25 protein-coding genes are annotated in these 23,739 nt (G+C 70.7%); 13 read left to right on the plus strand and 12 right to left on the minus strand.

Going from position 1 to position 23,739, the window contains the following annotated elements; genetic code table 11:
* Positions 1-4: 4 nt before the first annotated feature.
* The 3 genes from UQW22_RS13555 (at position 5) to UQW22_RS13565 (ending at position 3,403) form a co-directional block, all read left to right on the plus strand.
* The gene (locus UQW22_RS13555; protein ID WP_407317565.1) at positions 5-1,150 is read left to right on the plus strand and encodes a DUF4192 domain-containing protein; all 1,146 of its coding nucleotides are present in this window, start codon (positions 5-7) and stop codon (positions 1,148-1,150) included.
* Positions 1,151-1,209: 59 nt separating this feature from the next.
* Positions 1,210-1,569: a universal stress protein gene (locus UQW22_RS13560; RefSeq protein WP_407317567.1), complete on the plus strand. Its 360-nt coding sequence runs from the start codon at positions 1,210-1,212 to the stop codon at positions 1,567-1,569.
* 247 nt (positions 1,570-1,816) lie between these two features.
* Positions 1,817-3,403 (plus strand): RNA polymerase sigma factor, encoded by a 1,587-nt coding sequence (locus UQW22_RS13565; RefSeq protein ID WP_407317568.1) that lies wholly within the window; start codon positions 1,817-1,819, stop codon positions 3,401-3,403.
* A gap of 92 nt (positions 3,404-3,495) precedes the next feature.
* Here the strand turns inward: UQW22_RS13565 and UQW22_RS13570 are convergent, their stop codons facing one another.
* Positions 3,496-4,947 (minus strand): FAD-binding oxidoreductase, encoded by a 1,452-nt coding sequence (locus UQW22_RS13570; protein ID WP_407317570.1) that lies wholly within the window; start codon positions 4,945-4,947, stop codon positions 3,496-3,498.
* A gap of 106 nt (positions 4,948-5,053) precedes the next feature.
* Positions 5,054-5,284 carry a hypothetical protein gene (locus tag UQW22_RS13575; RefSeq protein ID WP_407317571.1) on the minus strand — a complete coding sequence of 77 codons (231 nt, stop codon included), beginning with the start codon at positions 5,282-5,284 and terminating at the stop codon, positions 5,054-5,056.
* Between the two features lie 143 nt (positions 5,285-5,427).
* On the opposite strand from UQW22_RS13575, the gene UQW22_RS13580 reads away from it, so the two are divergent.
* The 3 genes from UQW22_RS13580 (at position 5,428) to UQW22_RS13590 (ending at position 8,672) form a co-directional block, all read left to right on the plus strand.
* A complete protein-coding gene (locus UQW22_RS13580) occupies positions 5,428-7,554 on the plus strand; it encodes a type IIA DNA topoisomerase subunit B (protein ID WP_407317572.1) in 2,127 nt (708 codons plus the stop codon).
* 87 nt (positions 7,555-7,641) lie between these two features.
* The gene (locus UQW22_RS13585; protein WP_407317573.1) at positions 7,642-8,067 is read left to right on the plus strand and encodes a DUF4430 domain-containing protein; all 426 of its coding nucleotides are present in this window, start codon (positions 7,642-7,644) and stop codon (positions 8,065-8,067) included.
* Complete coding sequence (locus tag UQW22_RS13590) at positions 8,064-8,672, plus strand: DUF6580 family putative transport protein (RefSeq protein WP_407317574.1); 609 nt, start codon at positions 8,064-8,066, stop codon at positions 8,670-8,672. Before UQW22_RS13585 ends, UQW22_RS13590 begins: the two co-directional genes overlap by 4 nt.
* Here the strand turns inward: UQW22_RS13590 and UQW22_RS13595 are convergent.
* Positions 8,636-9,562, minus strand: a complete 927-nt coding sequence (locus UQW22_RS13595; RefSeq protein WP_407317575.1) for a hypothetical protein — start codon at positions 9,560-9,562, stop codon at positions 8,636-8,638. The two genes, UQW22_RS13590 and UQW22_RS13595, sit on opposite strands and share 37 nt — an antisense overlap.
* A 59-nt stretch (positions 9,563-9,621) precedes the next feature.
* A complete protein-coding gene (locus tag UQW22_RS13600) occupies positions 9,622-10,260 on the minus strand; it encodes a dihydrofolate reductase family protein (RefSeq protein ID WP_407317576.1) in 639 nt (212 codons plus the stop codon).
* A gap of 93 nt (positions 10,261-10,353) precedes the next feature.
* Here UQW22_RS13600 and UQW22_RS13605 point away from each other — a divergent pair, with 93 nt between their 5' ends.
* The 3 genes from UQW22_RS13605 to UQW22_RS13615 all read left to right on the plus strand — a co-directional run bounded on the left by UQW22_RS13605 (position 10,354) and on the right by UQW22_RS13615 (position 11,798).
* Positions 10,354-11,010 (plus strand): DsbA family protein, encoded by a 657-nt coding sequence (locus UQW22_RS13605; protein ID WP_407317578.1) that lies wholly within the window; start codon positions 10,354-10,356, stop codon positions 11,008-11,010.
* Between the two features lie 201 nt (positions 11,011-11,211).
* Positions 11,212-11,460: a ribbon-helix-helix protein, CopG family gene (locus UQW22_RS13610; RefSeq protein WP_407317579.1), complete on the plus strand. Its 249-nt coding sequence runs from the start codon at positions 11,212-11,214 to the stop codon at positions 11,458-11,460.
* Positions 11,457-11,798 carry a type II toxin-antitoxin system PemK/MazF family toxin gene (locus UQW22_RS13615; RefSeq protein ID WP_407317581.1) on the plus strand — a complete coding sequence of 114 codons (342 nt, stop codon included), beginning with the start codon at positions 11,457-11,459 and terminating at the stop codon, positions 11,796-11,798. The genes UQW22_RS13610 and UQW22_RS13615 overlap by 4 nt, the downstream gene beginning before the upstream one ends.
* A 12-nt stretch (positions 11,799-11,810) precedes the next feature.
* Here the strand turns inward: UQW22_RS13615 and arfB are convergent, their stop codons facing one another.
* A complete protein-coding gene (gene arfB, locus UQW22_RS13620) occupies positions 11,811-12,257 on the minus strand; it encodes an alternative ribosome rescue aminoacyl-tRNA hydrolase ArfB (RefSeq protein WP_407317582.1) in 447 nt (148 codons plus the stop codon).
* 50 nt (positions 12,258-12,307) lie between these two features.
* On the minus strand, positions 12,308-13,765 hold the full coding sequence (locus UQW22_RS13625; protein WP_407317583.1) for an ATP-binding protein: 1,458 nt from the start codon (positions 13,763-13,765) through the stop codon (positions 12,308-12,310).
* Between the two features lie 177 nt (positions 13,766-13,942).
* Between UQW22_RS13625 and UQW22_RS13630 the strand changes: the two genes are divergently transcribed.
* Together UQW22_RS13630 and UQW22_RS13635 are read left to right on the plus strand one after the other, a co-directional pair.
* Positions 13,943-14,215: a type II toxin-antitoxin system Phd/YefM family antitoxin gene (locus UQW22_RS13630; protein WP_407317584.1), complete on the plus strand. Its 273-nt coding sequence runs from the start codon at positions 13,943-13,945 to the stop codon at positions 14,213-14,215.
* A gap of 4 nt (positions 14,216-14,219) precedes the next feature.
* A complete protein-coding gene (locus UQW22_RS13635) occupies positions 14,220-14,621 on the plus strand; it encodes a type II toxin-antitoxin system VapC family toxin (protein ID WP_407317586.1) in 402 nt (133 codons plus the stop codon).
* A 57-nt stretch (positions 14,622-14,678) separates the two neighbouring features.
* Here UQW22_RS13635 and UQW22_RS13640 read toward each other — a convergent pair whose 3' ends face one another.
* From UQW22_RS13640 to UQW22_RS13665, 6 genes are read right to left on the minus strand one after another with little or no spacing between them, the layout of a single operon-like run.
* Complete coding sequence (locus UQW22_RS13640) at positions 14,679-15,539, minus strand: MurR/RpiR family transcriptional regulator (RefSeq protein WP_407317588.1); 861 nt, start codon at positions 15,537-15,539, stop codon at positions 14,679-14,681.
* 1 nt (position 15,540) lies between these two features.
* Entirely contained in the window at positions 15,541-16,374 is an 834-nt protein-coding gene (gene phnE, locus UQW22_RS13645) for a phosphonate ABC transporter, permease protein PhnE (RefSeq protein WP_407317589.1), read from the minus strand.
* Positions 16,371-17,189 (minus strand): phosphonate ABC transporter, permease protein PhnE, encoded by an 819-nt coding sequence (gene phnE, locus UQW22_RS13650; protein WP_407317590.1) that lies wholly within the window; start codon positions 17,187-17,189, stop codon positions 16,371-16,373. The genes phnE (UQW22_RS13645) and phnE (UQW22_RS13650) overlap by 4 nt, the downstream gene beginning before the upstream one ends.
* Positions 17,186-18,007, minus strand: a complete 822-nt coding sequence (phnC, locus tag UQW22_RS13655) for a phosphonate ABC transporter ATP-binding protein (RefSeq protein WP_407317592.1) — start codon at positions 18,005-18,007, stop codon at positions 17,186-17,188. Before phnC ends, phnE (UQW22_RS13650) begins: the two co-directional genes overlap by 4 nt.
* A gap of 18 nt (positions 18,008-18,025) precedes the next feature.
* Entirely contained in the window at positions 18,026-19,045 is a 1,020-nt protein-coding gene (phnD, locus tag UQW22_RS13660; protein WP_407317593.1) for a phosphate/phosphite/phosphonate ABC transporter substrate-binding protein, read from the minus strand.
* A gap of 7 nt (positions 19,046-19,052) precedes the next feature.
* Complete coding sequence (locus UQW22_RS13665; protein ID WP_407317594.1) at positions 19,053-19,778, minus strand: HAD family hydrolase; 726 nt, start codon at positions 19,776-19,778, stop codon at positions 19,053-19,055.
* Positions 19,779-20,132: 354 nt separating this feature from the next.
* On the opposite strand from UQW22_RS13665, the gene UQW22_RS13670 reads away from it, so the two are divergent.
* Both UQW22_RS13670 and UQW22_RS13675 read left to right on the plus strand, forming a co-directional pair.
* Positions 20,133-21,485: a hypothetical protein gene (locus UQW22_RS13670; RefSeq protein ID WP_407317595.1), complete on the plus strand. Its 1,353-nt coding sequence runs from the start codon at positions 20,133-20,135 to the stop codon at positions 21,483-21,485.
* 705 nt (positions 21,486-22,190) lie between these two features.
* Positions 22,191-23,729, plus strand: a complete 1,539-nt coding sequence (locus tag UQW22_RS13675) for a recombinase family protein (RefSeq protein WP_407317596.1) — start codon at positions 22,191-22,193, stop codon at positions 23,727-23,729.
* Positions 23,730-23,739 lie beyond the last annotated feature (10 nt).

A 23,739-nucleotide genomic window follows, 5' to 3' on the forward strand; every position in this document is an offset into this window, starting at 1 on the left:
AGGCATGACGACGAGCCTGGAGCTGCCAGACCCCTCGACCATCCCGCTGCGGTCACCGCACGACGTGCTCGCAGCCGTCCCGTACCGGCTCGGCTTCCGGCCGACCGAGAGCGTCGTGCTCGCCTGCACCACCGCGCACGGCCTCCTCGGGCTCGTCGCGCGCACCGGGCTCGACGACCTGCGCGGACCCGGCGCGGCCGCGGGGGCGCGGACGCTGGCGCGCGCCGTCGCGGAGGCTCGCCCCGCGCGCTGCGTGCTCGCGCTCTACACGGCCGACGGCGTCGCTGCCGCCGCCGACGTGCTCGACGTCGTGCTGGGAGCCGTCGAGCCGCTCGTCGACGTCGACGCCTGGCTCGTGACACCGGAGGGCTACCGTGGGCTCGGCTGCGAGGACCCCACCTGCTGCCCCGACCCCGGGCACCCCCTCACGGCGCTCGACAGCAGCGAGGTGGGCACGGCCCACGTCCTGGCCGGCCATGTGGTCGCGTCCTCGGCCCGCGAGGCCTACGGGACGCCGCGAGCGGCGGACGAGCCCCGCAACCTCGCAGGACGCGCCGCGCGACGCAGCGAGGCCGCCTGTGCACGCGCCGCGGACGACGCCGACCGGGAGCGGTGGCGCGACGACGCGGTGGCGACCTGGCGTCGTGCGCTGCGCTGCGTGGACCTCGAGAGCGGCCCCGTCGGCGCCGCGCCGCTGGGGCCCGCACTGCTCGGCAAGGTCGGGGCGGCGCTCGCGGACCGGGTCGTCCGGGACGTCGCCCTGCTCACGCTGCTCCCCGGCGGCGAGGAGGCCGTCCGCGCCACCACCGGGGCCGACGGTCGCGAGCAGGCCGACGACGCGACGGCTCGGGCGATGGGCCGGGTGATCGACCCGGAGGTCGCCGTCGCTCCCGACCCGGAGGCGCTGGCCCGGGCCCGCGCCGTCCTGGAGCAGGTTGACGCGCACGTCCCGCAGCGGCTGCGCGCGCCGGGCCTGACGCTGCTGGCGTTCCTCGCCTGGTGGGCCGGCGACGGGCCACGGGCCTCCTTCCGCGTCACCGAGGCGCTGGAGGTCGACGAGGGCTACCGCCTCGCCCGGCTGGTCCACTGCGTCGTGTCCTCCGCGCTGCCGCCCGGCTGGATCCGGACGGGCGGCGGCCGCGCGCACTGAGCACCGCGACCGAACCCCAGACCGCACGGACGGTGGGCACCGTCCGGTAGCGTGCCACCATGGCGATCGTCGTGGGACACCTGGGAACGCCCGAGGGCAGGGAAGCGCTCGTCGCCGCGGTCTCGGAGGCGCGGCAACGTGAGAAGCCTCTCCTCGTCGTGAGTGCCGGCTCGGCGCCGACCTCCGAGGAGCTGGACGCCCTCGTCGCCAGGCTGGACGACGCCGGAGTGGAGCACCGGATCGTGCCGGGCACCGGCGATGTCGCCGAGGACCTGGTCCGCACCGCTGCCGAGCAGGAGGGCGAGCTCATCGTGATCGGCCTGCGACGGCGCAGCCCGGTCGGCAAGCTCATCCTCGGGTCCGGTGCTCAGCGCATCCTGCTCGAGGCCCCCTGCCCGGTGCTGGCGGTCAAGCCCTGAGGCGTTCCGACGGCTGCCGCGCGGCGCCGTCGTGCGCGGGAATAGGCGCCCGGCAACCTGGCGTTCACCCTGACATCACCCCGTCCCTGCCCCGGGATCGTGGTTCACGACACGCTACGGAAGCCGTGTTCTCCACCGGCCCCCAGATCGCGCCGGTACAATATAGGTATCCGCTCGAGCCGAGAGGCCATCGTCCCCGGCTGACACGGGCGGTTCACCGCCCCCTCGAATGCCGAAAGGTCGGTTTGTGGCGTCCACTGCGCAGAACCCCCCGCTGCCCCGAGAGTTCGACAACTCTGCCCTCTCCGAGCTGCTCGCTCACGGGACCGCGAACGGTCGCGTCGATGCGGAGAGCTTCCGCACCGCGTGCGAGACCGCCGCGGTGGGTGACCCCAGGCGCCTGAAGGCCGTGCTGCGCGCGTTCGCCACGGCAGGCGTGGAGATCGGTGTGCCCGTCGCCACCAAGGTGGCCGCGGCGTCGACCAGCAGCGGCGCGACCAAGACCGAGGCCCGCGCCAAGGCGCCGGCCGCGAAGAAGGCCCCCGCGGCGACCAAGCCGACGACGACCACGCGGTCGGTGTCGGAGGCGTCCGCGGACGAGGCACCGGAGGAGTCCGCCACCACGGCGAAGACCTCTGCGAAGAAGGCGCCCGCGAAGGCCGCCGCCAAGAAGGCCCCGGCCGCGAAGACCACGCGCAAGGCCGCGGCGAAGGCGCACAAGCCGGCGCCCGAGCCCGACGGTGTGCCCGTCGAGGACGACGACGAGCCGGAGCAGGTGCCGGAGCGGATCACCGCCCTGCCGCGCAACGGCCGCAAGAAGGAGGACGAGCGCGGCGGCTTCGTCGTCTCGGACACCGACGACGACGACCAGCCGGCCCAGCAGGTCGTCACCGCGGGCGCCACGGCCGACCCGGTCAAGGACTACCTCAAGCAGATCGGCAAGGTCGCGCTGCTGAACGCCGAGCAGGAGGTCGACCTCGCCAAGCGGATCGAGGCCGGCTTGTTCGCCGAGGAGCGCCTGAGCAACGACTACGCCGACTTCGACCGGACGAAGGCCAGCGCCGACGAGCGGCGCATGTGGCGCGACCTCAAGTGGATCGCCCACGACGGCCGCCGTGCCAAGAACCACCTGCTCGAGGCCAACCTGCGCCTCGTCGTCTCCCTCGCCAAGCGCTACACGGGCCGCGGCATGCTGTTCCTGGACCTCATCCAGGAGGGCAACCTCGGTCTGATCCGCGCGGTCGAGAAGTTCGACTACACCAAGGGCTACAAGTTCTCGACGTACGCCACGTGGTGGATCCGTCAGGCGATCACCCGCGCGATGGCCGACCAGGCCCGCACCATCCGAATCCCGGTGCACATGGTCGAGGTCATCAACAAGCTCGCCCGCGTGCAGCGCCAGATGCTCCAGGACCTGGGCCGTGAGCCCCTGCCGGAGGAGCTGGCCAAGGAGCTCGACATGACCCCCGAGAAGGTCGTCGAGGTCCAGAAGTACGGCCGCGAGCCCATCTCGCTGCACACCCCGCTCGGCGAGGACGGCGACAGCGAGTTCGGTGACCTCATCGAGGACTCCGAGGCCGTGGTGCCGTCCGACGCGGTGTCGTTCACGCTGCTCCAGGAGCAGCTGCACCAGGTGCTGGACACGCTGTCCGAGCGGGAGGCCGGCGTGGTCTCGATGCGCTTCGGCCTGCAGGACGGTCAGCCCAAGACGCTCGACGAGATCGGCAAGGTCTACGGCGTGACGCGCGAGCGCATCCGTCAGATCGAGTCCAAGACGATGTCGAAGCTGCGGCACCCGTCGCGCTCGCAGGTGCTGCGCGACTACCTGGACTGACAGCCCGCCGTCAGCGTGAGCCCGACGAGCGCAGCGCGCGAGAGCCCCGGTGCCGGACGTCCGGCACCGGGGCTCTCGCGTTCTCCGGGGGGTCAGGCGGCCGACCCCGGCCGGATCGCCGACCAGCGCGCGGACGGGTCGAGCACGCCGCGGGGGTCGTTCCTCTGCCGCAGCTCCACGAGTCGGGCGTAGGTCTCCGCGCCGAACCCCGTGCGCACCCGGGCGGAGGAGCGCGGGTCACGCTTGCCGGCGAAGTTGAGCAGGGCGGCGCCCGTGGCCCACGGGGCCATCGCGGCGTCGACCTCGCGGACGGCGTGCTCGCCGTCCGGCGGCTCGTCCGGAGCCCCGAGGGCGAGGACGAAGAGCGAGAAGGCGGCGTCGCGGCCGCCGACCGCGTTCGGCGTCGTCGGGGGCCGGGCGATCGCGCCGCCCAGGAGCCGCAGCTCGGCCATGAGCACGGGAGAACCGGGCGGCACAGCGGCCAGCAGGGCGTCCACCGCCGCGGCGGGCAGCGAGGTGAGCGTGGTCCCTCCCTCGAGGATCGGCAGGGGATCCTCCGGGTCCGCGTGGATCTCGCCGAGCCGTTCGTAGGGCAGGTCGCCCACCGCGTCGAGGACGGGCGTGGCGACGGCGCGCAGCTCGTCGACGAGCGTGTCCGGCCCGTCGCCGTGGCGGGCGTAGCGGACCGTGAGGACGGCGCGTCCTCGCAGCGGCTCGGGCAGGTCGGGCAGCGGCGGCAGGTTGAGACGGGCCACGGACGTCGAGACGTCGTCCGGCAGGCCGGTCGTCAGCTCGCGCCACCGGTGGAGCACCGGCGCGGCGTCCGCGACGTCGAACCACAGGGCACCGGCCCGGACGGTGGGCAGCGAGAAGAGGTCGAACGTCATCGCGGTGACGACGCCGAACGCGGCGCCTCCGCCGCGGAGAGCCCAGAAGAGCTCGGGATGGCGGGTCGGTGTCGCGGTGAGGACCTCACCTGCAGGAGTCACGACGTCGAGCGAGCGGACATGGTCGGCGGCGAAGCCGAAGGTGCGCGCCAGGGGGCCGAGACCGCCCCCGAGGGTGTACCCGACGACGCCGACGTGCGGCGACGAGCCGCAGAGTCCCCCCAGACCGTGAGGTGCACCGGCGTCGAGGACCGCCTGCCACGTGACACCCGCACCGACGGTGGCGGACCGGGCGACCGGGTCGATCTCGACCCGGTCGAGGCGCGACGTGTCGAGGAGGAGGTCACGTGGGCCGGCGGCGGGTGCCCCGTGCCCGGTGGCACGGACGACCACACCCAGGCCGTTGGCGGCTGCTCCGCGCACCGTGCGGGCGACGTCGTCGGCCGTCGCGGCGTGCACCACGAGCGCGGGACGCTGGGCCACGGACAGGTCGAACCCGGGGAGCGCCTCGGCGTACCCCGGATCGCCCGGGGCGCGGACCGCACCCTCGAGCGTCATGCCGAGCGCCGTCGCGAGCCGCGTGACGGCCCCGGCAGGCTCGGAGCCGAGCACGGTGCGGGTCGGAGAGGCGACGGGTGGTGTGGGTTCGACGGTCATACATGGAGGGAGGCCGACGGTCGCCGTTCGTGACATCCGGTCACCGACGCACGAGAGCCCCGCACCACGAGGTGGTGCGGGGCTCCCGGTCGGTAGGAGGCTGGCTTCAGCCGGCGCTCGTGGGGCCGGAGCCGTGCTCGGCGTGCAAACGGTCGGTCTCGTCCTGGATGTGCTCCGCGACGGGCTGGTAGGCGTCGGCGTGCGCGCGTGCGTGGTGTCCGCAGAAGAGGAGCTCTCCGACGGGCAGCACGACTCGCACGTAGGCCTGGGCCCCGCAGCGGTCGCAGCGGTCGGCAGCGGTCAGCGGCTGGGTCGTCGGTTCGGTCGTTGTGCTCACGCCTCCATCAAACCATCTCGTGGCGAAGTTGTTCCGCCGCGGGGGCTCGGTTCGCTCCCGGCGATCACGGCGCGGGTCACACCGGGGCCCGACGGCGGAGCGCCTGCGCGGGCGTGTCGGCATCCTGGACTACCCTCGTGCGCGTGACAGCCACCTCCGAGTCCGGGTACACCGCACGACACCTCTCCGTCCTCGAGGGCCTCGAGGCGGTCCGCAAGCGACCCGGCATGTACATCGGGTCCACCGACTCTCGCGGCCTGATGCACTGCCTGTGGGAGATCATCGACAACTCCGTGGACGAGGCGCTCGGGGGCCACGCCACGAAGATCCGCATCGTGCTGCACGCCGACACGTCCGTGACGGTCGAGGACGACGGTCGCGGCATCCCGGTGGACCGCGAGAGCAAGACGGGGCTGTCGGGTGTGGAGGTCGTGTTCACCAAGCTGCACGCGGGCGGGAAGTTCGGTGGCGGCTCGTACACGGCGTCCGGCGGTCTGCACGGGGTGGGAGCCTCCGTGGTCAACGCGCTCTCGTCCCGCCTCGACGTCGAGGTGGACCGCTCCGGCAAGACGTACCGCATGACGTTCCACCGGGGCGAGCCCGGGCTGTTCGACGACCCGGCCACGGGACCGACGCCGGACGCTCCGTTCGAGCCGTTCGTCGACCACAGCGAGCTGCCCGTGGTCGGCAAGGCGCCGCGCAAGGCCACCGGCACGCGGGTGCGGTACTGGGCCGACCGCCAGATCTTCCCGAAGTCCGCCGTGTTCGCCTACGACGAGCTCGTCACCCGCGCCCGCCAGACGACGTTCCTCGTGCCGGGGCTGGAGATCCTCGTCCGCGACGAGCGCGGCCTGCCCGGCACCCCGGGGGAGGACGGCCCCCACGAGGAGGTCTTCCAGCACTCCGGCGGTGCCGTGGACTTCGTCGAGTTCCTCGCCCCCGACACCCCGGTCACCTCGACGTGGCAGCTCAAGGGATCGGGGTCGTTCACCGAGACGGTGCCCGTGCTCGACGACAAGGGGCACATGTCGCCGCAGGACGTGAAGCGCGACTGCGAGGTCGACATCGCGTTGCGCTGGGGCGGCGGCTACGAGACCGAGCTGCGTACCTTCGTCAACATCATCGCCACCCCCAAGGGCGGGTCGCACCGCACCGGCTTCGAGCAGGGCCTGCTCAAGACCGTGCGCAAGCAGGTCGAGGCCAACGCGCGCCGGCTGAAGGTCTCGACACGCGACAGCTCGGAGCGGATCGAGAAGGACGATGTGCTCGCCGGCCTGACCGCCGTGGTGACCGTGCGCCTGGCCGAGCCGCAGTTCGAGGGCCAGACCAAGGAGGTCCTCGGCACCGCGCCGGTCCGCCAGATCGTCTCCCGGGTGGTGGAGAACGAGCTCAAGGCGCTGATGACCTCCACCAAGCGCGACGAGAAGGCGCAGTCGTCGCTGCTCATGGAGAAGGTCGTCGCCGAGATGCGCGCTCGCATCACCGCGCGCAAGCAGAAGGAGATCTCCCGGCGCAAGAACGCCCTGGAGTCCTCCTCGCTGCCGGCCAAGCTGGCCGACTGCCGCAGCGACGACGTCGAGCGCTCCGAGCTGTTCATCGTCGAGGGCGACAGCGCGCTGGGGACCGCCAAGCTGGCGCGCTCGAGCGACTTCCAGGCGCTGCTGCCCATCCGCGGCAAGATCCTCAACGTCCAGAAGGCCTCGATCAGCGACATGCTGCGCAACGTCGAGTGCGCGGCGATCATCCAGGTGATCGGGGCGGGCTCGGGGCGGTCCTTCGACCTCGACGCGGCGCGCTACGGCAAGATCGTGCTGATGACGGACGCCGACGTCGACGGCGCGCACATCCGTACGCTGCTGCTGACGCTGTTCTACCGCTACATGCGCCCGCTGCTGGCCGACGGCCGCGTGTTCGCCGCCGTCCCGCCGCTGCACCGGATCGAGGTGCTCGGCGCCGGCCGGCGCAAGGGCGAGTACCTGTACACCTACTCCGAGGCCGAGCTCAACGCCACCCTGCGCAAGCTCGACAAGGCGGGGCGCCGCTACAAGGACGACATCCAGCGGTACAAGGGCCTGGGGGAGATGGACGCCGACCAGCTCGCCGAGACCACGATGGATCCGCGCCACCGCACCCTGCGCCGGGTGACCGTCGAGCACGCCGAGGCGGCCGAGCGCGTCTTCGAGCTGCTCATGGGCTCGGACGTCGCCCCCCGCAAGGAGTTCATCGTCGCGGGGGCGCACGCGCTGGACCGTTCGCAGATCGACGCCTGAGCCGCCAGGTCGACGATCCGGTCCGGCACCTGTCCGGATCCCGGCACGGTGCGTGCCTTGGCGGCACCGCCGGATAGGCTCTGGGGTGTGAAGACCCTGATGCACACGACCTCGTCCCGCCTGCTCGCCGCGACCACGGCGGGTCTGCTCTGCGCCGGCCTGGTGGCCGGCTGCGCGGGAGACGACGAGGCGGCCCCGGAGGCGAGCGCACCCGCCTCGACGGAGGCCGACGCCGGTGGCGAGGAGACCGCGGCGGGAGACGTCACCGAGTTCTCGTACGCCGGCGAGCACGGCAAGACCGCGCTGGACCTCCTGCTCGTGCACGACCCGGACGCCGAGGTGAGCGGCGAGGGCGAGATGGCCTTCGTCACCGCCATCCAGGGGCGCGCTGCCGAGGACGGCGAAGAGTTCTGGGGGCTGTACGTCGACGGCGAGATGGCGCAGGTCGGTGCGGGCGCCCTGGAGACCGAGGACGGCCAGGAGATCCAGTGGAAGCTCGAGGAGATCGAGTGAGCCACGCCGCCGAGACGACGCCCGACCTGACCCGGCGCGAGCTGGCCGAACGCTGGTGGCGTCCCGCCGTCGCCACGCTGCTCGTCGTGGCGGCGGTCGTGTGGCGGCTCGTCAAGGACGACCTCGGCGCCCCGCCGAACCTCGAGCTGTCGACCTTCGCGGCGTTCGCCGCCGCCGGGCTGCTGCGCCACCGCCTCGCGATGCTGGCGCCGCTGGTCGTCGTCGCCGTCAGCGACGTCGTGCTGAGCAACTCGGCGATCCTCGTCTTCACCTGGTCGGCGTGGGCCGCGATCGGCGTCGCCGCGTGGTGGACGCGTCACGCCACAGGCGGACGCCGGTTCCTCGCCGCGGTGGCGTTCGGCGCCGGGAGCTCGGTCGGCTTCTACCTCTGGACCAACTTCGGTGTCTGGCTGCAGGGTCGCGGCACGTTCTACCCCGCCGGGTTCGACGGACTGATGGCGAGCTACGTGGCCGGACTGCCGTTCCTGCGACCCATGCTGCTGGGCAACCTGGTGCTGCTGCCCGTCGCGGCCGCCGTCGTCGCGCTGGTCGAGCGCCTCGAGCGGGCTCACGCCCTGGGCGTGGCGCCTGCCCTCGCGCGGTAGAAGCGGCTGACGGAGGGAGCGACCATGCCCCCCACGCCGACCATCACGGCGACCGCCGCCGTCGGGACGTCGGCGACGAAACCACGGCCGAGGCCCCCGACGGCGAGGTCGACCATCGCCTGCGGGTCGCCGAGCAGCGCTCGTGACGAGACCGAGGCCACGAGCGCCTGGAACGCGGCGCCACCGACCCACAGAACGAGGACGGCGGCTGCCCACGCCCCGAGCCGGCGGCGCGGTGCCCAGCCGCACCACGCGAGGGCGACACCGGTCAGGACTGCGGGCAGGAGCGCGCCGCCGAGGAAGATCAGGCGGACGGTAGCCGCCGGCAGATCGAGCATCCAGGCCGGGTGCACGCTCAGGAACGCGTCCCACCAGTATCCGGCGCCGAGGGCGCCCAGCGCGGCGGCGATCGTGGCGGTCGGCACCGAACCGGACGCGAGTTCCCGGCAGACGGAGACCGAGGTTCCGAGGAAGGCGAGTATCGCTGCCGAGATCGCCGCCAGGTAGACGAAGGACTCGGCGCCGGGGCGCAGGCCGCCCGCGACCACGGCGATGGTCTGGGCGGCGGCGCCGCCCTGGACGACGACGAGGCCTGCCGTCGCCGCGAGGGTGCTGCGGCGCGCAGCCTGCCGTGTGCGTGCTCCACGACGCAGCACCACACCGAGGGCCGCCCCGGGAAGCACGAGGATCCCGAACATCGGCATCAGGAAGTACTGGCTGAACGGCAGCAGGGCGACCGGCATGTCCTCCGGAAGGGTCGCGCTGCCCCAGAGGTTCTGCAGCGGCAGCACCATGCCCGTCAGGACCCAAGGAATCAGGCCGACGACGGCGGCACCGACGCCCAGCAGGAACCCGTTCAGCGGGGTGAGGGGTCGTGGGGTGTCAGCCATCGACGGCGATGATGCCACGTCCGGGCGACGGCGAGGCCCCTCAACCGACGACTGGTCGCCTACCGGTCGGCGTCCCGGTCCGGGGCGGCCAGGTTTCCGGTCGCCGGGGTGCCGTCCGCGAGCCCGTAGTGCAGGTGCACGACCCCGCGGGGGCTCGCCGTCGGAGGATCCATCAGCGTGAGGTTGGCGGGGACCTCGCCGCCGTCGAAGACCTTCTTGCCGACGCCGAGCACGACCGGGTACACCCACAGGTTGAGGCGGTCGAACAACCGCTCGCGCAGCAACGTCTGGACGAGGTCGAGGCTCCCGATGACCTTGATGTCCTCGTGCCGGTCGCGCACCTCGTCGATGGCCCGCGGCAGGTCCGTGCCGAGCCGCGTGGAACCCGCCCAGCCCAGGTCCGGGGCGCCGCGGGAAGCGACGTACTTGGGGATGCGGTTGAACAGCGTGGCGATGTCGTCGTCCGTACCGCCCTCCTGGTGGGGCCAGTGGGCAGCGAAGATGTCGTAGGTGCGCCGCCCGAGCACCAGGGCGTCCGTGCCCTCCAGGGCGGCAGAGATCTGGTCTCCGGTGGCGTCGTCGAACAGCGGCGCCTGCCAGCCGCCGAACGGGAAGCCGGCCGGGTCCTCCTGGGGGCCGCCCGGCGCCTGTCCCACGAGGTCGAGGGTGGCGAACAGCTGGATCTCGATGGTGCCCATGGAGTCCTCTCCGAGTTTCGTCGTGGCAGAGGTGACTGGCACCGGTGACCGAACTCATCGGAATGATCCGCCGACACGAGAGTTGTACGGACCGTGACTTCTCCTGACACCCGTCTCCAGATCGAGGTCTGGTCCGACGTCCTGTGCCCCTGGTGCTACATCGGCGACGCGCGCCTCGAGGCCGCGATCAAGGACTCGCCGCACGCCGACCGTATCGACGTGCGGATCCGCACCTTCCAGCTCGACCCCGACTTCCCGGCGACGCCGACGCCCGTCGTCGACTACCTCTCGGCCAAGAAGGGGCTGCCCGTCGAGCAGGCCGAGCAGATGGAGGCGCAGGTTGCCGACCTCGCCCGCGCCGAGGGCCTGCCCTATGCACCGAACCACCCCGTCCAGAACACTCTCGACCTGTTGCGCCTGGTGCACCTCGGCAACGAGCACGGTGTCGGCTGGCAGTACATGACGGCGATGCAGGCCGCGCTCTTCGGTGGTGAGGAGGGGGCGTTCGCCCCCGACGCCCTGGTCCGGCTCGGCACCGCGCTCGGCATCCCCGAGTCCGAGATCCGGGAGGTCCTCGCCGGCGACCGGTACGCCGACGCCGTCCGCGCCGAGCACGAGGAGGCGATCGCGTTGGGTGCTCGCGGCGTGCCGTTCACCGTGCTCGGACGCCGCCTCGGCATCCCCGGGGCGGTGCCGACGGAAGCCTACGGTCAGGCGATCGCCCAGGCGTGGGAGCAGGTCGATGCCTGAGCCGGGCGTGCAGCCGCTGACGTTCGTCGCGGCGGACGACGCCGCGGCCTGCGACCCGGTGACGGGCGTGTGCGCGGTCCCGGGCTCCGGTCAGCCCACGCCTGAGGACGCCGACGGCGCTCGCGAACGGTCTGTGCACCACACCGGCGTTGATGGCGCTGGGGTATCGCCGCGGGGTAGAAGAAGTTATACCCTGGAGCCATGAAGACGGCGATCAGTCTCCCGGACCACGCAGCGGGACGCTTCGACGATGTTGCCCGTCGACACGGCATGACACGGTCGGAGTTCTACCGACGTGCCGCGGAGCGCTACGCGGACGAGCTCAGCGAAGCCGATCTGACGAGGCAGATCGATGCCGCGATCGACGATGTCGGGCAGCCTGGCGATGAAGCCGCCGAGTGGCGGCAGGCTGCCAACACCCGGCTGGACGAGGGCATGGACGAGTGGTGATCCAGCGCGGAGAAGTGTGCTGGATCGACTTCGGTGAGCCGCGGAGAAGCGCTCCGGCCAAGAGGAGGCCCGCCGTTGTCGTTCAGTCCGACCAGTACAACGCGTCGCTGATCGCGACGGTCGTCGTACTCCCCATGACATCGAACACGGCGTTGGCGCGCCATCCTGGCAACGTGTTCGTGCCGGCAGCCGCCGCGGGGCTGCCGAAGGACTCCGTGGTGAATGTCTCGCAGCCGACGACGGTCGACCGGAGCGTTGTCGACCCGACGGGTGCGGTGCTTCCCGACAACCTACTCCGTGCCGTCGATACCGGGCTGCGTCGCGTCGTGGATCTGTAGGCGCTGATTCGGTCAGTCGTCGCGGGACGGCCGGGACGAGCGGAGCCGCTTCGTCGTGGCTCGCTGCTTCTTGGTGGCCAGGCGTCGCTCCTGGGACCCGCGGGTGCGCCGGGTGGCGCGACGCGGGGGTCCGGGCGGGGCGACGGCGTCGGCGACCAGTGCCGCCAGGCGGTGCGCCGCGGCCTCCCGGTTGCGTCGTTGCTCGCGGTGCTCGGACGCCGTGACGGTGAGGACGCCGTCGACCAGTCGGTGAGTCGTCCGGGCGAGGATCCGCTCGCGCTGGCCGTCGCTCAGCACCGCCGAGCGCCCGACGTCCCAGGACAGCTCCACCCGCGAGTCGGTCGTGTTGACGCCCTGCCCGCCCGGGCCGGACGACCGCGAGAAGCGTTCGGTCAGCTCGGCCCGGGGGATCGTCAGGGCAGGGCTGACGGCGAGGCCGTCGCGGGTCGGTGAGGACATGGCTCCATGGTGCCGCCGGATCGGGTGGCGGGTCACGCGGATTGTCGTCGTCAGGCACGCCACGCACTGAGCAGGTTAGCCGCGCTGAAGGTGAGGTCGGCGCCGTCGACCGGCAGGCCTTCGGGGCTGATGGCGGCGATCAGGGCGTCGCCGCTGCATGGCACCGTGCCGATCACGCCGCGCAGGTGCGTGATCTCGCGTCGGGAGATCTCACCGCCGGGGCGCCACTTGATGGTCCCGAGCAGTACGGTGCGCTCCCGGGACACGCCGACGAGGTCGACCTCCGTCTGCCCGTCGCGGGTCCACCAGGCCCGGACGTCCTCGATGCTCTCCAGCGGGGCTTCGTCCGGGGCGAGGCGCGCGATCGACTCGCGGACGAGAGGTTCGACGCTGCGGCCACGCCAGGAGGACCAGTCGCGCTCGAACCGCGCGAAGGCGTGGTCGGCCCGTCCGCGGGAGATGAGCTCGAGGCTGCGTTCGACGTAGCGGAACCAGAACCGCAGGTAGGGGTCGGTGACGCGGTAGCGACGCAGGCGCCCGGTCGAGGATGACCAGGCCGGCGTCTCCTTGACGACCAGACGCTTCTCGTCGGCCAGGACACGGAGGGCCCGGGTGGTACTGGTCTGGTAGCGCGTGACCTCCGAGTCCTCGAGGCCGGCGGGAATCAGGTCGTTGAACCGCGGCGTGGTGGTCTCGTCGGCGCCGATCGCCGCCAGGACCCGCGCAGCAGCGGGGGAGTCGGGGAACTCTGCGTCCAACGTGAACCGGGCGGTCGAGACGAGCGGGCTGTAGAGGTCGTCGAAGGAGTCGGCGACGTAGCGCGACACGTTGCCTCCGGACCGTGCGAGGTCGGTCACGAGGCGCGGATAGCCGCCCGTGACCAGCGTGGCGTCGAAGACCTCGGCCGGGGTGGCGTGGGGGAGTGCCTGTGCGATCTCGGCCGGGTTGAGGGGGTCGACGACGAGAGGCCGCAGGCGCCCGAACAGCGCTCGGCCGTACTCGGCGAGCCGGTCCATCATCGCGACGTCGGAGCCGACGAGGACGAGCAGGACCGGCAATCCCTCGAGCGTCTGGTCCCAGAGATTCTGGAGAGTTCCTTCGAGGGACGGATCGGCGGCCACGGCCCAGGGGAACTCGTCGAGCACGACGATGACGGGTCCCTGACGCGCTGCGACCTCGACCGTGCGGAACCAGTCGCGCCAGGTATTCAGGGAGAGGCCCTGGACCACCTCGACGCCGGAGAGCGGCCGGGTCGACGACGTGAGCGCCTCGGTCGCTTCGGCGACCTGCGTGCGCGTCGGTGCGCCGAGCGTCCCTGCCGCGAAGACGTAGGGCACGTCGGTACCGCGCACGAAGGTCTCTATCGCCGTGGACTTCCCCACCTGACGCCGGCCGCGGACCGCGACGATGCGCCCTTGCCCGTGGGTTCGCACAGCATCGAGATGCTCCGTCAATGCGCTGACGACGTCGGAACGGCCGTAGAAGGGAGCCCGAGGGCGAGAAGTCATGGACGTATCATACATCCATGTATGTAGCGTTGCTCCTCGATCAGTGAGCCGATCTCGCCCAGCGCGACAGCCCGGGCGCCCTCGCCCTGGTGGGAGATCGGTAGTGCAGGAACTGTGCGATCGGTAGCGTGGAATGGATTAGTAGAAGGATCTTCTACTATGTGGGACGCTGGACTCATGCGAGCGATCAGCATCACGGAGCTCAACCAGCAGACCTCCCGGGTGCTCCGCGAGGTGCAGGAGGGTGAGCAGCTGGAGATCTCGATGCACGGACGTGTGGTGGCACGCCTCGTGCCCGCCACGAACCAGGCGACATGGCTCGAGCGCAAGAAGGCCGAAGGTCGGATCACGCCGCCGTCGGCCCCTGATACGCCGCTTCCTGACCTCGTCGCGGCCCGATCCGGTATCTCGCTGGACCGGCTCATCGACGAGTCGAAGGGCGACCACTGACGTGGTGGCGTACATCGACTCGTCGATCGCGCTCCGCATGATCCTGGACGACCCGGGTAGCGCGGCCGTGCGCGCCTGGTGGACGGCCGCGCGGAACGCGGGCGAGGAGATCTACTCGTCCAAGCTCCTGCAGGTGGAGATGTCTCGCGTCCTCCAACGCGAACGGCTCTCCCTGGCGCTGAGCGTGCCGGTGCTGTCGGCGCTGTGGTTGATCGACATCGACGACGACGTCGTGCGCGCCGCCTCGACGATCAGCGCCGGGCAGCGCCTTCGCTCGTCGGATGCCCTCCATCTGGGGACGGCCACGTTGCTCGCCTCCGACGGCATCACCGTGGTGACGCACGATCTCCGCATGAAGGAGGTTGCCGTGGGCCTGGGGCTGACCGTCGTCGATCCCGCCGAGTAGCAGGGCGCCGACGCTCGATCCACCCATGTGCTGCAGCCACCTCGCGGACCCCGCCGGCTACTCCTGGATCGTGGAGCCGAGCTCGCCCAGCGCGACGGCCCGTGCGTCGCGGCCGCGGTCACCGCGCCGGGTGACGAGCGCTTCGACGAGTGCCTCGGTCACGAGCATCAGCGCGGCGCGGGACGTGTGCACCAGCTCGTCGCGGAACGAGTCGTTGACCGGCGGGACGACGAGCACCGTGTCGGCGAGCTGGGCGACGGGGGACTGCGCGAACGAGGTGATCGCCAGGACCGGGGTGCCACCGTCGTGCGCCGCGCGCATGACGGCGAGCGTCGCGTCGTTGGTGCCGGACCCGGAGACGACGAGGCACACGGCGTCGGGGCCGAGCTGGCGGGCCGCGATCCGTTGCGCGAGCGCGTCCTGGAGCAGTTCGGCGGGCCGGCCCGCCGACGTCAGGCGCAGCACGAGGTCGAGGCCGAGCGGCGAGGACAGCCCGTTCGCGACGACGAGCACGCGCCCGGCGTCGTCGAGCGCGGCGACGAACTCCTGCAGCACCTCTTCCGTGAGGCCGGACACCGTGTGGCCGAGACGGGCGGCGAACCGGGCGACGGACTCGCGCAGCGTGCCGAGCATGGTCCCGTCGGCCGGGGCATCCGCCGTCGTGCGCAGTGCGAGCTCGCGGGCTGCGGCGACACGTAGCTGCGGGTAGCCCTCGTAGCCGAGGGTCTGCGCGGCGCGGACGACGGTCGCACGGCCCACGCCGACGTCGTCGGCCACCTGCTGGGCGGAGCGTTCGACGGCGGCACCGAGGTCGGCGGCGACGGCCTCGGCGACGCGGCGCTCGCCGGGGTGCATCGAGGGCAGCAGGGCGCTGATGCGCGCCGTCGGGGGAGCATCGGTGGATCCGGTCCAGGTCACGTCAGGGCCCTTCCATGATGCGGCGGCGCAGCGCGCCCGAGACGGCGTCGACGACCATCGTCGTGACGACCACGACGATCAGCAGCATGCCGACGGTGTCCCAGGCACGATAGTTCGTGTAGTTCGCCAGCATGCTGCCGATACCGCCCGCGCCGACGATGCCGAGCACGGCGGACATGCGGATGTTGATCTCGAACCGGTAGAGCGCGAACGACATCAGCGCGGGCAGGGCAGCCGGCCACAGCGCCCAGCGGATCACGGCGGTGCGTCCGCCGCCCGCGGCCCGGACGGCGTCCGCGGCGCCGTCGCGCAGCGTCTCGATCGTCTCGTAGGTCCACTTGCCCTGGGTGCCGATCCCGGCGATGCCCAGTGCCAGCGCACCGGTGAACGGGGTCAGCCCGGTGACGGTGAGCAGGACGAGCGCGATGATCACCTCGGGCACGGCGCGGATGACGGCGAAGACGCCGCGCAGGGCCAGGCGCAGCCAGGGGGGTCCGACGCCGTCGGCGGCGAGCATGCCGAGCGGGATCGACACGACCACGCAGAGCAGAGCGCCGAGCCAGGCCATGGAGATCGAACGCCACATCTCGAACAGGGCGCGCGGCAGGCGCGACCAGTCCGGATCGGCGAACATCAGCACGCCGTACTCCCCGACGGCGGCGGGCAGGCCGCGCAGGTCGGCCCACTCGACGTCCAGGGTGGCGGTGGCGACCAAGAGCACGAGGCCGACGACGGCGGTCGCGACGGTCTGCACGAGGCGCGATGGGCGCGGAGGCAGGACGACGGCGGGGCTCGTCGTGGCGGTGCGGGTCCGGCTCTCCAGGGTGTCGCTCATGCGAGCCTCCGGCGCAGCAGGTGCGAGGCGGCCTCGATGATCAGCACCACGACGAGGATCTCGAGGATGATCACCGAGACGTCGCCGTAGGCGAAGAACCCGAACCGTTCGTCGAGGAGCCGGCCGATGCCGCCCGCACCGACGATGCCGAGGATCGCGGAGATGCGGACGTTCAGCTCGAGCGCGTAGAGCCACTGGTTGGCGAAGAGCGGGAGGTTCTGGGGCAGGGCGAGGCGGCGGTTCATCTGGTGCTGCCGTGCGCCGCCGGCGCGGGCCGCCTCGAGGTACGGGTGGTCGGCGGAGTCGATGGCCTCGGAGACGAGCTTGACGACGATCCCGACGTCGAACAGCACGAGCGTGAGCAGGCCGGGCAGCGCGCCGACGCCCACCATCGCGACGAGGATGCTCGCCCAGACGAGGTCGGGCACGGCGCGGATCACGTTGATCACGGCCCGCACCGCCAGGCGGGTCGGGGTGTGCGGGTTGGTGGGGCGCGCCGCCCAGTGGGTGAGCGGCACGGACAGCGCGGCGGCGATCGCAGCGCCGACGAACGCCATCTGCAGCGTCTCCAGCATCGGCTGGACGGTGCGCGGGACGAACGCCCAGTTCGGCTGCAGCAGCGCGGACAGGTTGGCGGCGCCGCGGCGCCAGTTCTGGGCGATGGCGCCCAGGTCGATCTCGACGCCGCCGATCGCGGGCAGGCAGGTCGCCACGGTGAACGCCGCGAGGGCGCTGACGATCACCGTGCGGCGCGGCCAGGTGCGCGGCGGCGGGAGCTCGAAGCGGGTAGTGGGCTCCGCCGTCGTGCCGCTCATGTGCGGTCCCCGAGGCGGTCCTGCGGGCGGATGCGGCGGCCGTAGATCTGCTCGAAGTCGGCCTCGGTGGCCTCGGCCGCCGGGCCGTCGTAGACGACCTCGCCGCCGCGCAGGCCGATCATGCGGCGCGTGTACTGCCGGGCGAGGTCCATGAGGTGCAGGTTGACCAGCACGGTGAGGTGGTGGTCGGCGTTGATACGTTCCAGCTCGCCCATCACGGCGTGCGCGGTGGGCGGGTCGAGGCTGGCGACGGGTTCGTCGGCGAGCATGATGCTCGGCTCCTGGGACAGCGCCCGCGCGATGGCGACGCGCTGCTGCTGCCCGCCGGACAGGGACCCGGCGCGCGTCCAGACCTTGTCGAGCATTCCGACCATGTCCAGGGCCGCGAGGGCGACGTCCCGGTCGTGCGCGGTCGGGACGCCGAGGAGCCCGCGCAGGGCGCCTGCCTGGGCGAAGCGGCCGACCAGCGTGTTGCGGTAGACGTCGACGCGCGTGGCGAGGTTGAAGCCCTGGAAGATCATGCCGACGTGCCCGCGCACCTGCCGCAGGCGGCGGCCGGACAGGCCGGTGACGGTGTGCGGGCCGACGGTGACGGTGCCGCTCGTGACGGGCACGAGCCCGTTGAGCGTGCGGATGAGCGTCGACTTGCCGGAGCCGGACAGGCCGACGATCGAGACCATCTCGCCGGCCTCGATGGTCAGGGAGACGTCGCGCAGGGCGGCCGTGCCGTTGGGGTAGGTGACCGAGACGCCGTCGAGGCGGATCGGCCACGCGGAGGCCGGGGCGGGCCCGGCCTCCGCTCGGGTGTCGAGAGTCATGGGTGGAGGTGCTCCTGGTCAGCCGGCGAACTGCTCGAGGATCTCGCCGTAGCGGGCGATCTCGTCGTCGGCGGTCTCGGCCGTCCAGTCGGACAGGCCGACGAGCTCGAACATGACGTCGGCGGCCTCGGGGGAGGAGTCGGCGTAGTCGTCCATGAGCGTGGTGAGCTCAGCGACGAGGTCGTCGGGCAGGCTCTCGGTGACGGCGACGCCACCGTTGGGGATCATCTCGGTGTAGGCGAAGGCCACGGCCTTGTCGGCGATGTCGGGGACCTCCTCGACCACGGTGGTGCGGGCGTCCCAGTAGGCGAAGCCGACCTCGGCATCGCCGTTCGCGACGGCGAGCACGGCGTTGTTGTTGCCCTCGACCGGCACCTGGGTGATGTCGGCGTCGGTGTCCAGGCCCGCCTCGCGCATGAGGACCACCGGGTACTGGTAGCCCGCGGGAGAGGTGGCGGCCTGCAGCGCGACGTTCGCGCCGGCCAGGTCGCCGAAGACTTCGGCGGCGGCCGGACCCTGACCGGTCGCGGCGGAGCCGGCTTCCTCGAGGCCGTTGCAGTAGGAGAGCTCGATGTCGCTCGCCTCGTAGGTGGCGAGCACGGGCTCGTCCTCGCAGTAGGTGTCCGGGTCGTTCGTGTAGGCGACGGCGGCGTAGGACGTCGCGCCGAACCGGACGTCGCGCAGGATCAGCTCGGCGCCGTAGCGCTCGGTCGCCTGGTAGAGGGATCCGGCGTCGGTGATGATCACCTGCGACTGGTCGGCGCCGAGCGCCTCGACCGTGGCGGTGTAGTCGTTCGCGACGACGCCCTCCACCTCGATGCCCAGCCCGTCGGAGAGGTAGGTGGTCAGCGGGTCGAGCGCCTCGGCGAGGTTCTCGCCCTCGACCGACGGCACCAGCGACATGGTGATGGACTCGGGCCACTCGGTGCTGGTGTCGGTCTCGTCGTCGGCGCTGCCGGCGGCGTCGGTACCGGCGCAACCGGCGAGCGCGAGGACGAGCGCCGCGGCGGCGCCGGGAGCGAGCAGGGACTTGCGCATGGGAGGGCTACCTTTCGAGGGAGTCGGCCGTGCCGGTCGGCACGGGTTCCGGGGGGAGGGCTGTGGTGGCTGCTGTGGTGGCAGTTCGGGCCCACGCCGTGATGTCGTCGGCGAGGGCGTCGAGCGTCCGCGCGTGCATGGTCACGTCGGCGGGCGGCGTGGCGGCCGCGGGGCCGACCAACGCCGTCGCGGCACCGAGCGCCGCGGCGGGGGCCAGGTCGTTCTCCACGATGTCCCCGACGGCGAGCACCGGGCCGTCTGCGAGTGCGGCTTGGACGATGGGCGTCAGGCCGACCGGCTTGCCGACCTCGTAGTGCAGGTCGGTGAAGCGCTCGCGGACGCCCCATGTGGTCAGCAGGCGTTCGATGCCGACGCCGGGGGCGTTGGTGGCGAGGACGACGTCGGCGGTGCGGGGGAGTGCTTCCAGGAACTGTGCCAGTCCGGGGGCGGCGTCGACGGGTGCCTCGGGGGTGCCGAGAAGACGGCGGCTGGCGAGGTACGCCTGCTGCAGTGCGGAGGGGTCGACGCCGTCCTGGCGGGCGAGGGTGCCGACGATGTCGTACCCATCGCGGAACTGAGTGGCCATGCCTTCGTCGTGGTCGCGCAACGTGGCCATGACCCGTTCGAGGTACCCGGGACCGGCATGCTCGGCGACCTGCCGGGCGAACGCGAGCACGGGGCCGTCACCGACGGCGAGGGTGCCGTCGAAGTCGAACAGGATGGTCGGGGTCACGCGGGCTCCTCAGGCGGTGGACGATGCGTTCACAGTAGGAAGGCCGTGTGAACGGCGCGGTCATGAGGAGGTGAACGGTAGATGTCGGCCGCGGGAACCGGTGGCCTGCCAGTGGATGTGGGATCGGTAGCGCAGCAGCCGTGTGATCGGTAGCGTCGCGAGCGCGAGCGGGTCCTCGGGCGTGCCGCTGCTGGCCATGTACAGCCAGCCGGGATCACACCCCCATCTGAGTTCAGCCTGCATTGCGAGCATCGAACACTGAACGAGCATCAGTGCGACCAGCAGTCGGGTTGTGACACCGCTCTGGCGTCTGGGTGCAGGATGACGAAATCGAAGCAAATAGGTGGGAGAATCGTGAGCAAGAACACCCTCGTATCGGGCACTCCGCGCATCGGGTGGATGATTGACGGAGACGAGAACACTCCTGAGATCGCCGTGATGCTTGAACGTACTGACGAATCGATTCAACTCACTATTCCAAACAAAGGCATGTTTGACCACAACGACCCATATGGACGCTGGTTCTCGTCTGGCGTGGAATATAGCGATGACCCCGACCGCACTCGCTTCCGCTATGAGCCGCCGTCAAGCCTCCTGTTTAATGATCATCTCGGGCCTGTCAGTCTCATCGGATGCCGACAGGAAGCAGCATCCTTCGGTTCGAACGGTGCAGGGTTCGGTCGGGTGGTCGCGGACTATGCCGTGCTGGGCGGCAGAAGCTGGATCAACTTCGAGAAGGTCAATGGAGTCCGCACCGAAATGCCCGGGCTCGCAGAATGGACGGGAATAAGTAGCCGCAAGTCGGAGGTGAAGAATGACAAGGCGCGCCGCGCTCTTGAGTACATCATCACCATGCGGTCGCCCGCCCCGCAGTCGCTGGCGCGAAACAAGAACCTGACCTTGCAGCCGACCTGGCGGTCAAGCAACCTGTCGCCGGGGACCGTCGCGACCCACGATGTCATCCAGCTCGAGACAACGGCGAAGCGGTCGGAATCATGGGACGGGTTGCTCGCGCCGCATCGGGCCGTCCAGGATCTCCTATCTCTCTCTGCCTGGAAACAGTTCGGCTTCTCTCGGATCGAAGTGGGAGTCCACGACAGTCGAATCCGGCAGAAAGTCTCCGAGACGGGCGAGGATGTGGGTAAGGCCTGGTCCGAGGTTGTCACGCATCGGCTCCGGCTCGCTGACGATGAGTCGGCGCACGCTAAATTTCTCTTTACGTACAGCGACATCGGCGCTATCGGTGTCCGGCGGTGGATACGCCTGCGGTCGAAGTATGAGCGCGCCCTACTGCCGCTCATAGGGATCGTCGATGAACGAGGGCTGTTTGTCGAGACGCGCGTCGCGCAGACCGGCATAGCCATTGAAGCGCTCGGGTTCCAACTGGCCAACGACGAGAGAAACGGCTTCAAGTTGAACGCGCGCGGGCAGATCTCCTATAGCGATGCGATGGACGCGATCCTTGCTGACATGTCGGTGGTGCCCATACCCGACATTGAGAAGTGGAAGTCTAGATCTCGGCTGTCGTATATGGGGGTTAAGCATGCCGATAACCCTACTCCAGGCATTGTTACCCTTGCGAACGCATACCGCGAGAACGCGCTTGTGCTCCGCTACTGGATCGCGGGACGGCTTGGTTGCGCGGCGAGCACTCTTACCGACCGGCGACGCAACGATCCACTCGCCAGCGAGTGGATCGCGGAGTGAGGCAGGCCGACGGGTGTTCCGTGTGCGCCACACGGAGAGGTCTTCACCGCGAACCATCCGTAATACGGGCGATCCTAAAGAAGGGGAGTCGGTTAACAAGTGCGCCAGCGGCTCATCCCGGCCGCGCAGGGGGGGATCGTCGCTGCCTAGCTCTCTATCCGATGGCTGATATCTGCGCCCACGCGGGGACGGATTCATTCTGCATGATGCATACGTCCCTGGCCTGGCATGCGGTCCCTGTGGGATATGTGATCGGGATGGCCGCTGAGGCGGACGACATCGAGAGCGACGCCCGTGTCGTGGTGCATGTTTGCCAGGCCCATGATCGCATAAAAGTTCACCTCGACGAACGTACCGTTCGCTTCTATGCGGATCTGCGCAGCGAGTTTTCGACGGCGGGCCGTGCAACACGAAATCACCGTGAAAGTCGACGCCGCTCGATGACGGGATCGACCATATCGGCATGTTGCTTGCCTCGGGCGCCCGGTCTTCCCGGCGGGTGCTGAAGCGGATCGGGGAGCTCGGCGGCGTGTTGCTCACCGAGACCTTCTGGGTCGCATGACCGGCCCCGGGGGAGGCGCGCTCGGCGGGATGCCGTCCACCGGCCACGAACCGTTTGGCGGAGTACCGCATGGCGGAACGTTGAACGGAGAAGTACTTCGGCTCCGGGTGTCCCAAGACGCGCGAATCGGGCATACCGGTGCGATGTCTACGACGACAAGGAAGCGTGCCGTCCTCTACACGAGGCTCTCCGTTCAAGGCGATGAGACATCGACGTCCATCTCGAGACAGGAGGACGATCTTCGCGCCCTGGCAGCGCGAGAGGGCTGGGTCGTGGTTCGAGTCCTCGTCGACGAGGGTGTCTCGGGCCGCCAGGCGCGCGCCAACGCGGATGAAGCGGTCGAGATGCTCGTCGAGGGGCGTGCCGACGTGCTCGCCGTCTGGGAGTTCGACAGGTTCACACGACAGGGTCTCGGCGCGCTGGCGGGTCTGATGGACACTCTCGAAGCCCGGCCGGGCGCACAGTTCGTGGCGCTGCAGGATGGGTTGCGCAGCGACAGCACTGCCTGGCGCATGGTGGCAGGCATGCTGGCTGAAGTCGCGTGGATGGAATCCGACAACATTAGCCTGCGGGTGAAATCTGACCGCGCCGCCCGCCTGCGCGCAGGGCTGTGGGGCGGCGGGCGCATTCCGTACGGCTATCGGCCGGTCGAGGTCCCCCGCGGGAAGCGCCTCGTGCAGGAGCCCCAGGAAGCTGCCGTCGTTCGTGAGATCCGCGATCAGTTGTTGGACGAGGTCAGTCCCTGGATCGTCGCGGGTGATTTGACCGAGCGTGGAGTGCCATCGCCGAACTCGGCCGCTCGGCGAGCACTGATTGCCGGACGGCAGGCCGAGGGTCTGAACACCGGCAGCTGGGGCCACACCGTGATCGTCCGGATGCTGACGGGCGACCCACTGCTCGGTCGTCAGCAGGAGCGCGGTGAGACTGTTCGGAACAGTCGTGGCGAGCCCGTGCTCGTCTCGAAGCCGATCCTCGAGCAGCGCGAGTCCGATGCCCTTCGCGCGATGTTCCCGTGGGCGTTGAGCTCGGGCGGCCGGAAGAAGCGTTCGCCGCGACTCCTCACCGGTCTCGTTCGGTGCTCTGAATGCGGAGCACGCTTCTACACGCGGACGCACAAGGCGAGGAATGCTGTCGACTATCAGCACCCGATGCCGGTGCGCGAGGGTGGCAAGTGTCCGGGTGCGACGAGTGTTCGCGCCCGAGACCTGGAGGACGCGGTGGTCTCGCAGTTCTTGGACGCTGTCGGACGGAACCCACATGCCGTCGAGAGGCTGGTCGAGACGGGAGAGTCCGAGGGGGCGCTCGTTGAGGTCGAAGCCGCGCTCACTGCCGCATCTGCAGCGCTGCTGGCAGCGGACAGCGACGGTGCCGAGGCAGCTGCGCTGAGCCGGATCTCGGCCCTGAAGACCGAGCGCGCCCGTCTCCGCAAGACGCCTGCGCGCTCCGTGCGTCGCGAACTCGTTCCGACGGGCAGAACTGTCGCCGAGGAGTACTCGCTGGCTCCGACGGACGACGACCGCCGGAGCTTGATCGGGGGATGGCTGGAAGCCGTTGAGCCTCGTCCTATCGGCTCGGGACGGGGCCCACGCGGGAAGATCAATGGAGACCGGGTGTCACTGATAGTTCGGGTGGACGAGGACGGAGAGCACGTTCGGAAGACCGTGCCGTTGAGGGTGGAGTAGTCGGCGACGG

This window comes from Isoptericola halotolerans, assembly GCF_045689585.1.
GTDB lineage: Bacteria > Actinomycetota > Actinomycetes > Actinomycetales > Cellulomonadaceae > Isoptericola > Isoptericola halotolerans_B.

Excerpts from the sequence above, each read along its gene's own strand:
- UQW22_RS13625 (WP_407317583.1), bottom strand. The coding sequence starts at position 13,765 with ATGACTTCTCGCCCTCGGGCTCCCTTCTACGGCCGTTCCGACGTCGTC.
- phnE (WP_407317589.1), bottom strand. The coding sequence starts at position 16,374 with ATGAGCGACACCCTGGAGAGCCGGACCCGCACCGCCACGACGAGCCCC.
- phnC (WP_407317592.1), bottom strand. The coding sequence starts at position 18,007 with ATGACTCTCGACACCCGAGCGGAGGCCGGGCCCGCCCCGGCCTCCGCG.
- UQW22_RS13595 (WP_407317575.1), bottom strand. The coding sequence starts at position 9,562 with ATGGCTGACACCCCACGACCCCTCACCCCGCTGAACGGGTTCCTGCTG.
- phnE (WP_407317590.1), bottom strand. The coding sequence starts at position 17,189 with ATGAGCGGCACGACGGCGGAGCCCACTACCCGCTTCGAGCTCCCGCCG.
- UQW22_RS13630 (WP_407317584.1), top strand. The coding sequence starts at position 13,943 with ATGCGAGCGATCAGCATCACGGAGCTCAACCAGCAGACCTCCCGGGTG.
- UQW22_RS13675 (WP_407317596.1), top strand. The coding sequence starts at position 22,191 with ATGTCTACGACGACAAGGAAGCGTGCCGTCCTCTACACGAGGCTCTCC.
- UQW22_RS13560 (WP_407317567.1), top strand. The coding sequence starts at position 1,210 with ATGGCGATCGTCGTGGGACACCTGGGAACGCCCGAGGGCAGGGAAGCG.
- UQW22_RS13610 (WP_407317579.1), top strand. The coding sequence starts at position 11,212 with ATGAAGACGGCGATCAGTCTCCCGGACCACGCAGCGGGACGCTTCGAC.
- UQW22_RS13600 (WP_407317576.1), bottom strand. The coding sequence starts at position 10,260 with ATGGGCACCATCGAGATCCAGCTGTTCGCCACCCTCGACCTCGTGGGA.
- arfB (WP_407317582.1), bottom strand. The coding sequence starts at position 12,257 with ATGTCCTCACCGACCCGCGACGGCCTCGCCGTCAGCCCTGCCCTGACG.
- phnD (WP_407317593.1), bottom strand. The coding sequence starts at position 19,045 with ATGCGCAAGTCCCTGCTCGCTCCCGGCGCCGCCGCGGCGCTCGTCCTC.
- UQW22_RS13555 (WP_407317565.1), top strand. The coding sequence starts at position 5 with ATGACGACGAGCCTGGAGCTGCCAGACCCCTCGACCATCCCGCTGCGG.
- UQW22_RS13570 (WP_407317570.1), bottom strand. The coding sequence starts at position 4,947 with ATGACCGTCGAACCCACACCACCCGTCGCCTCTCCGACCCGCACCGTG.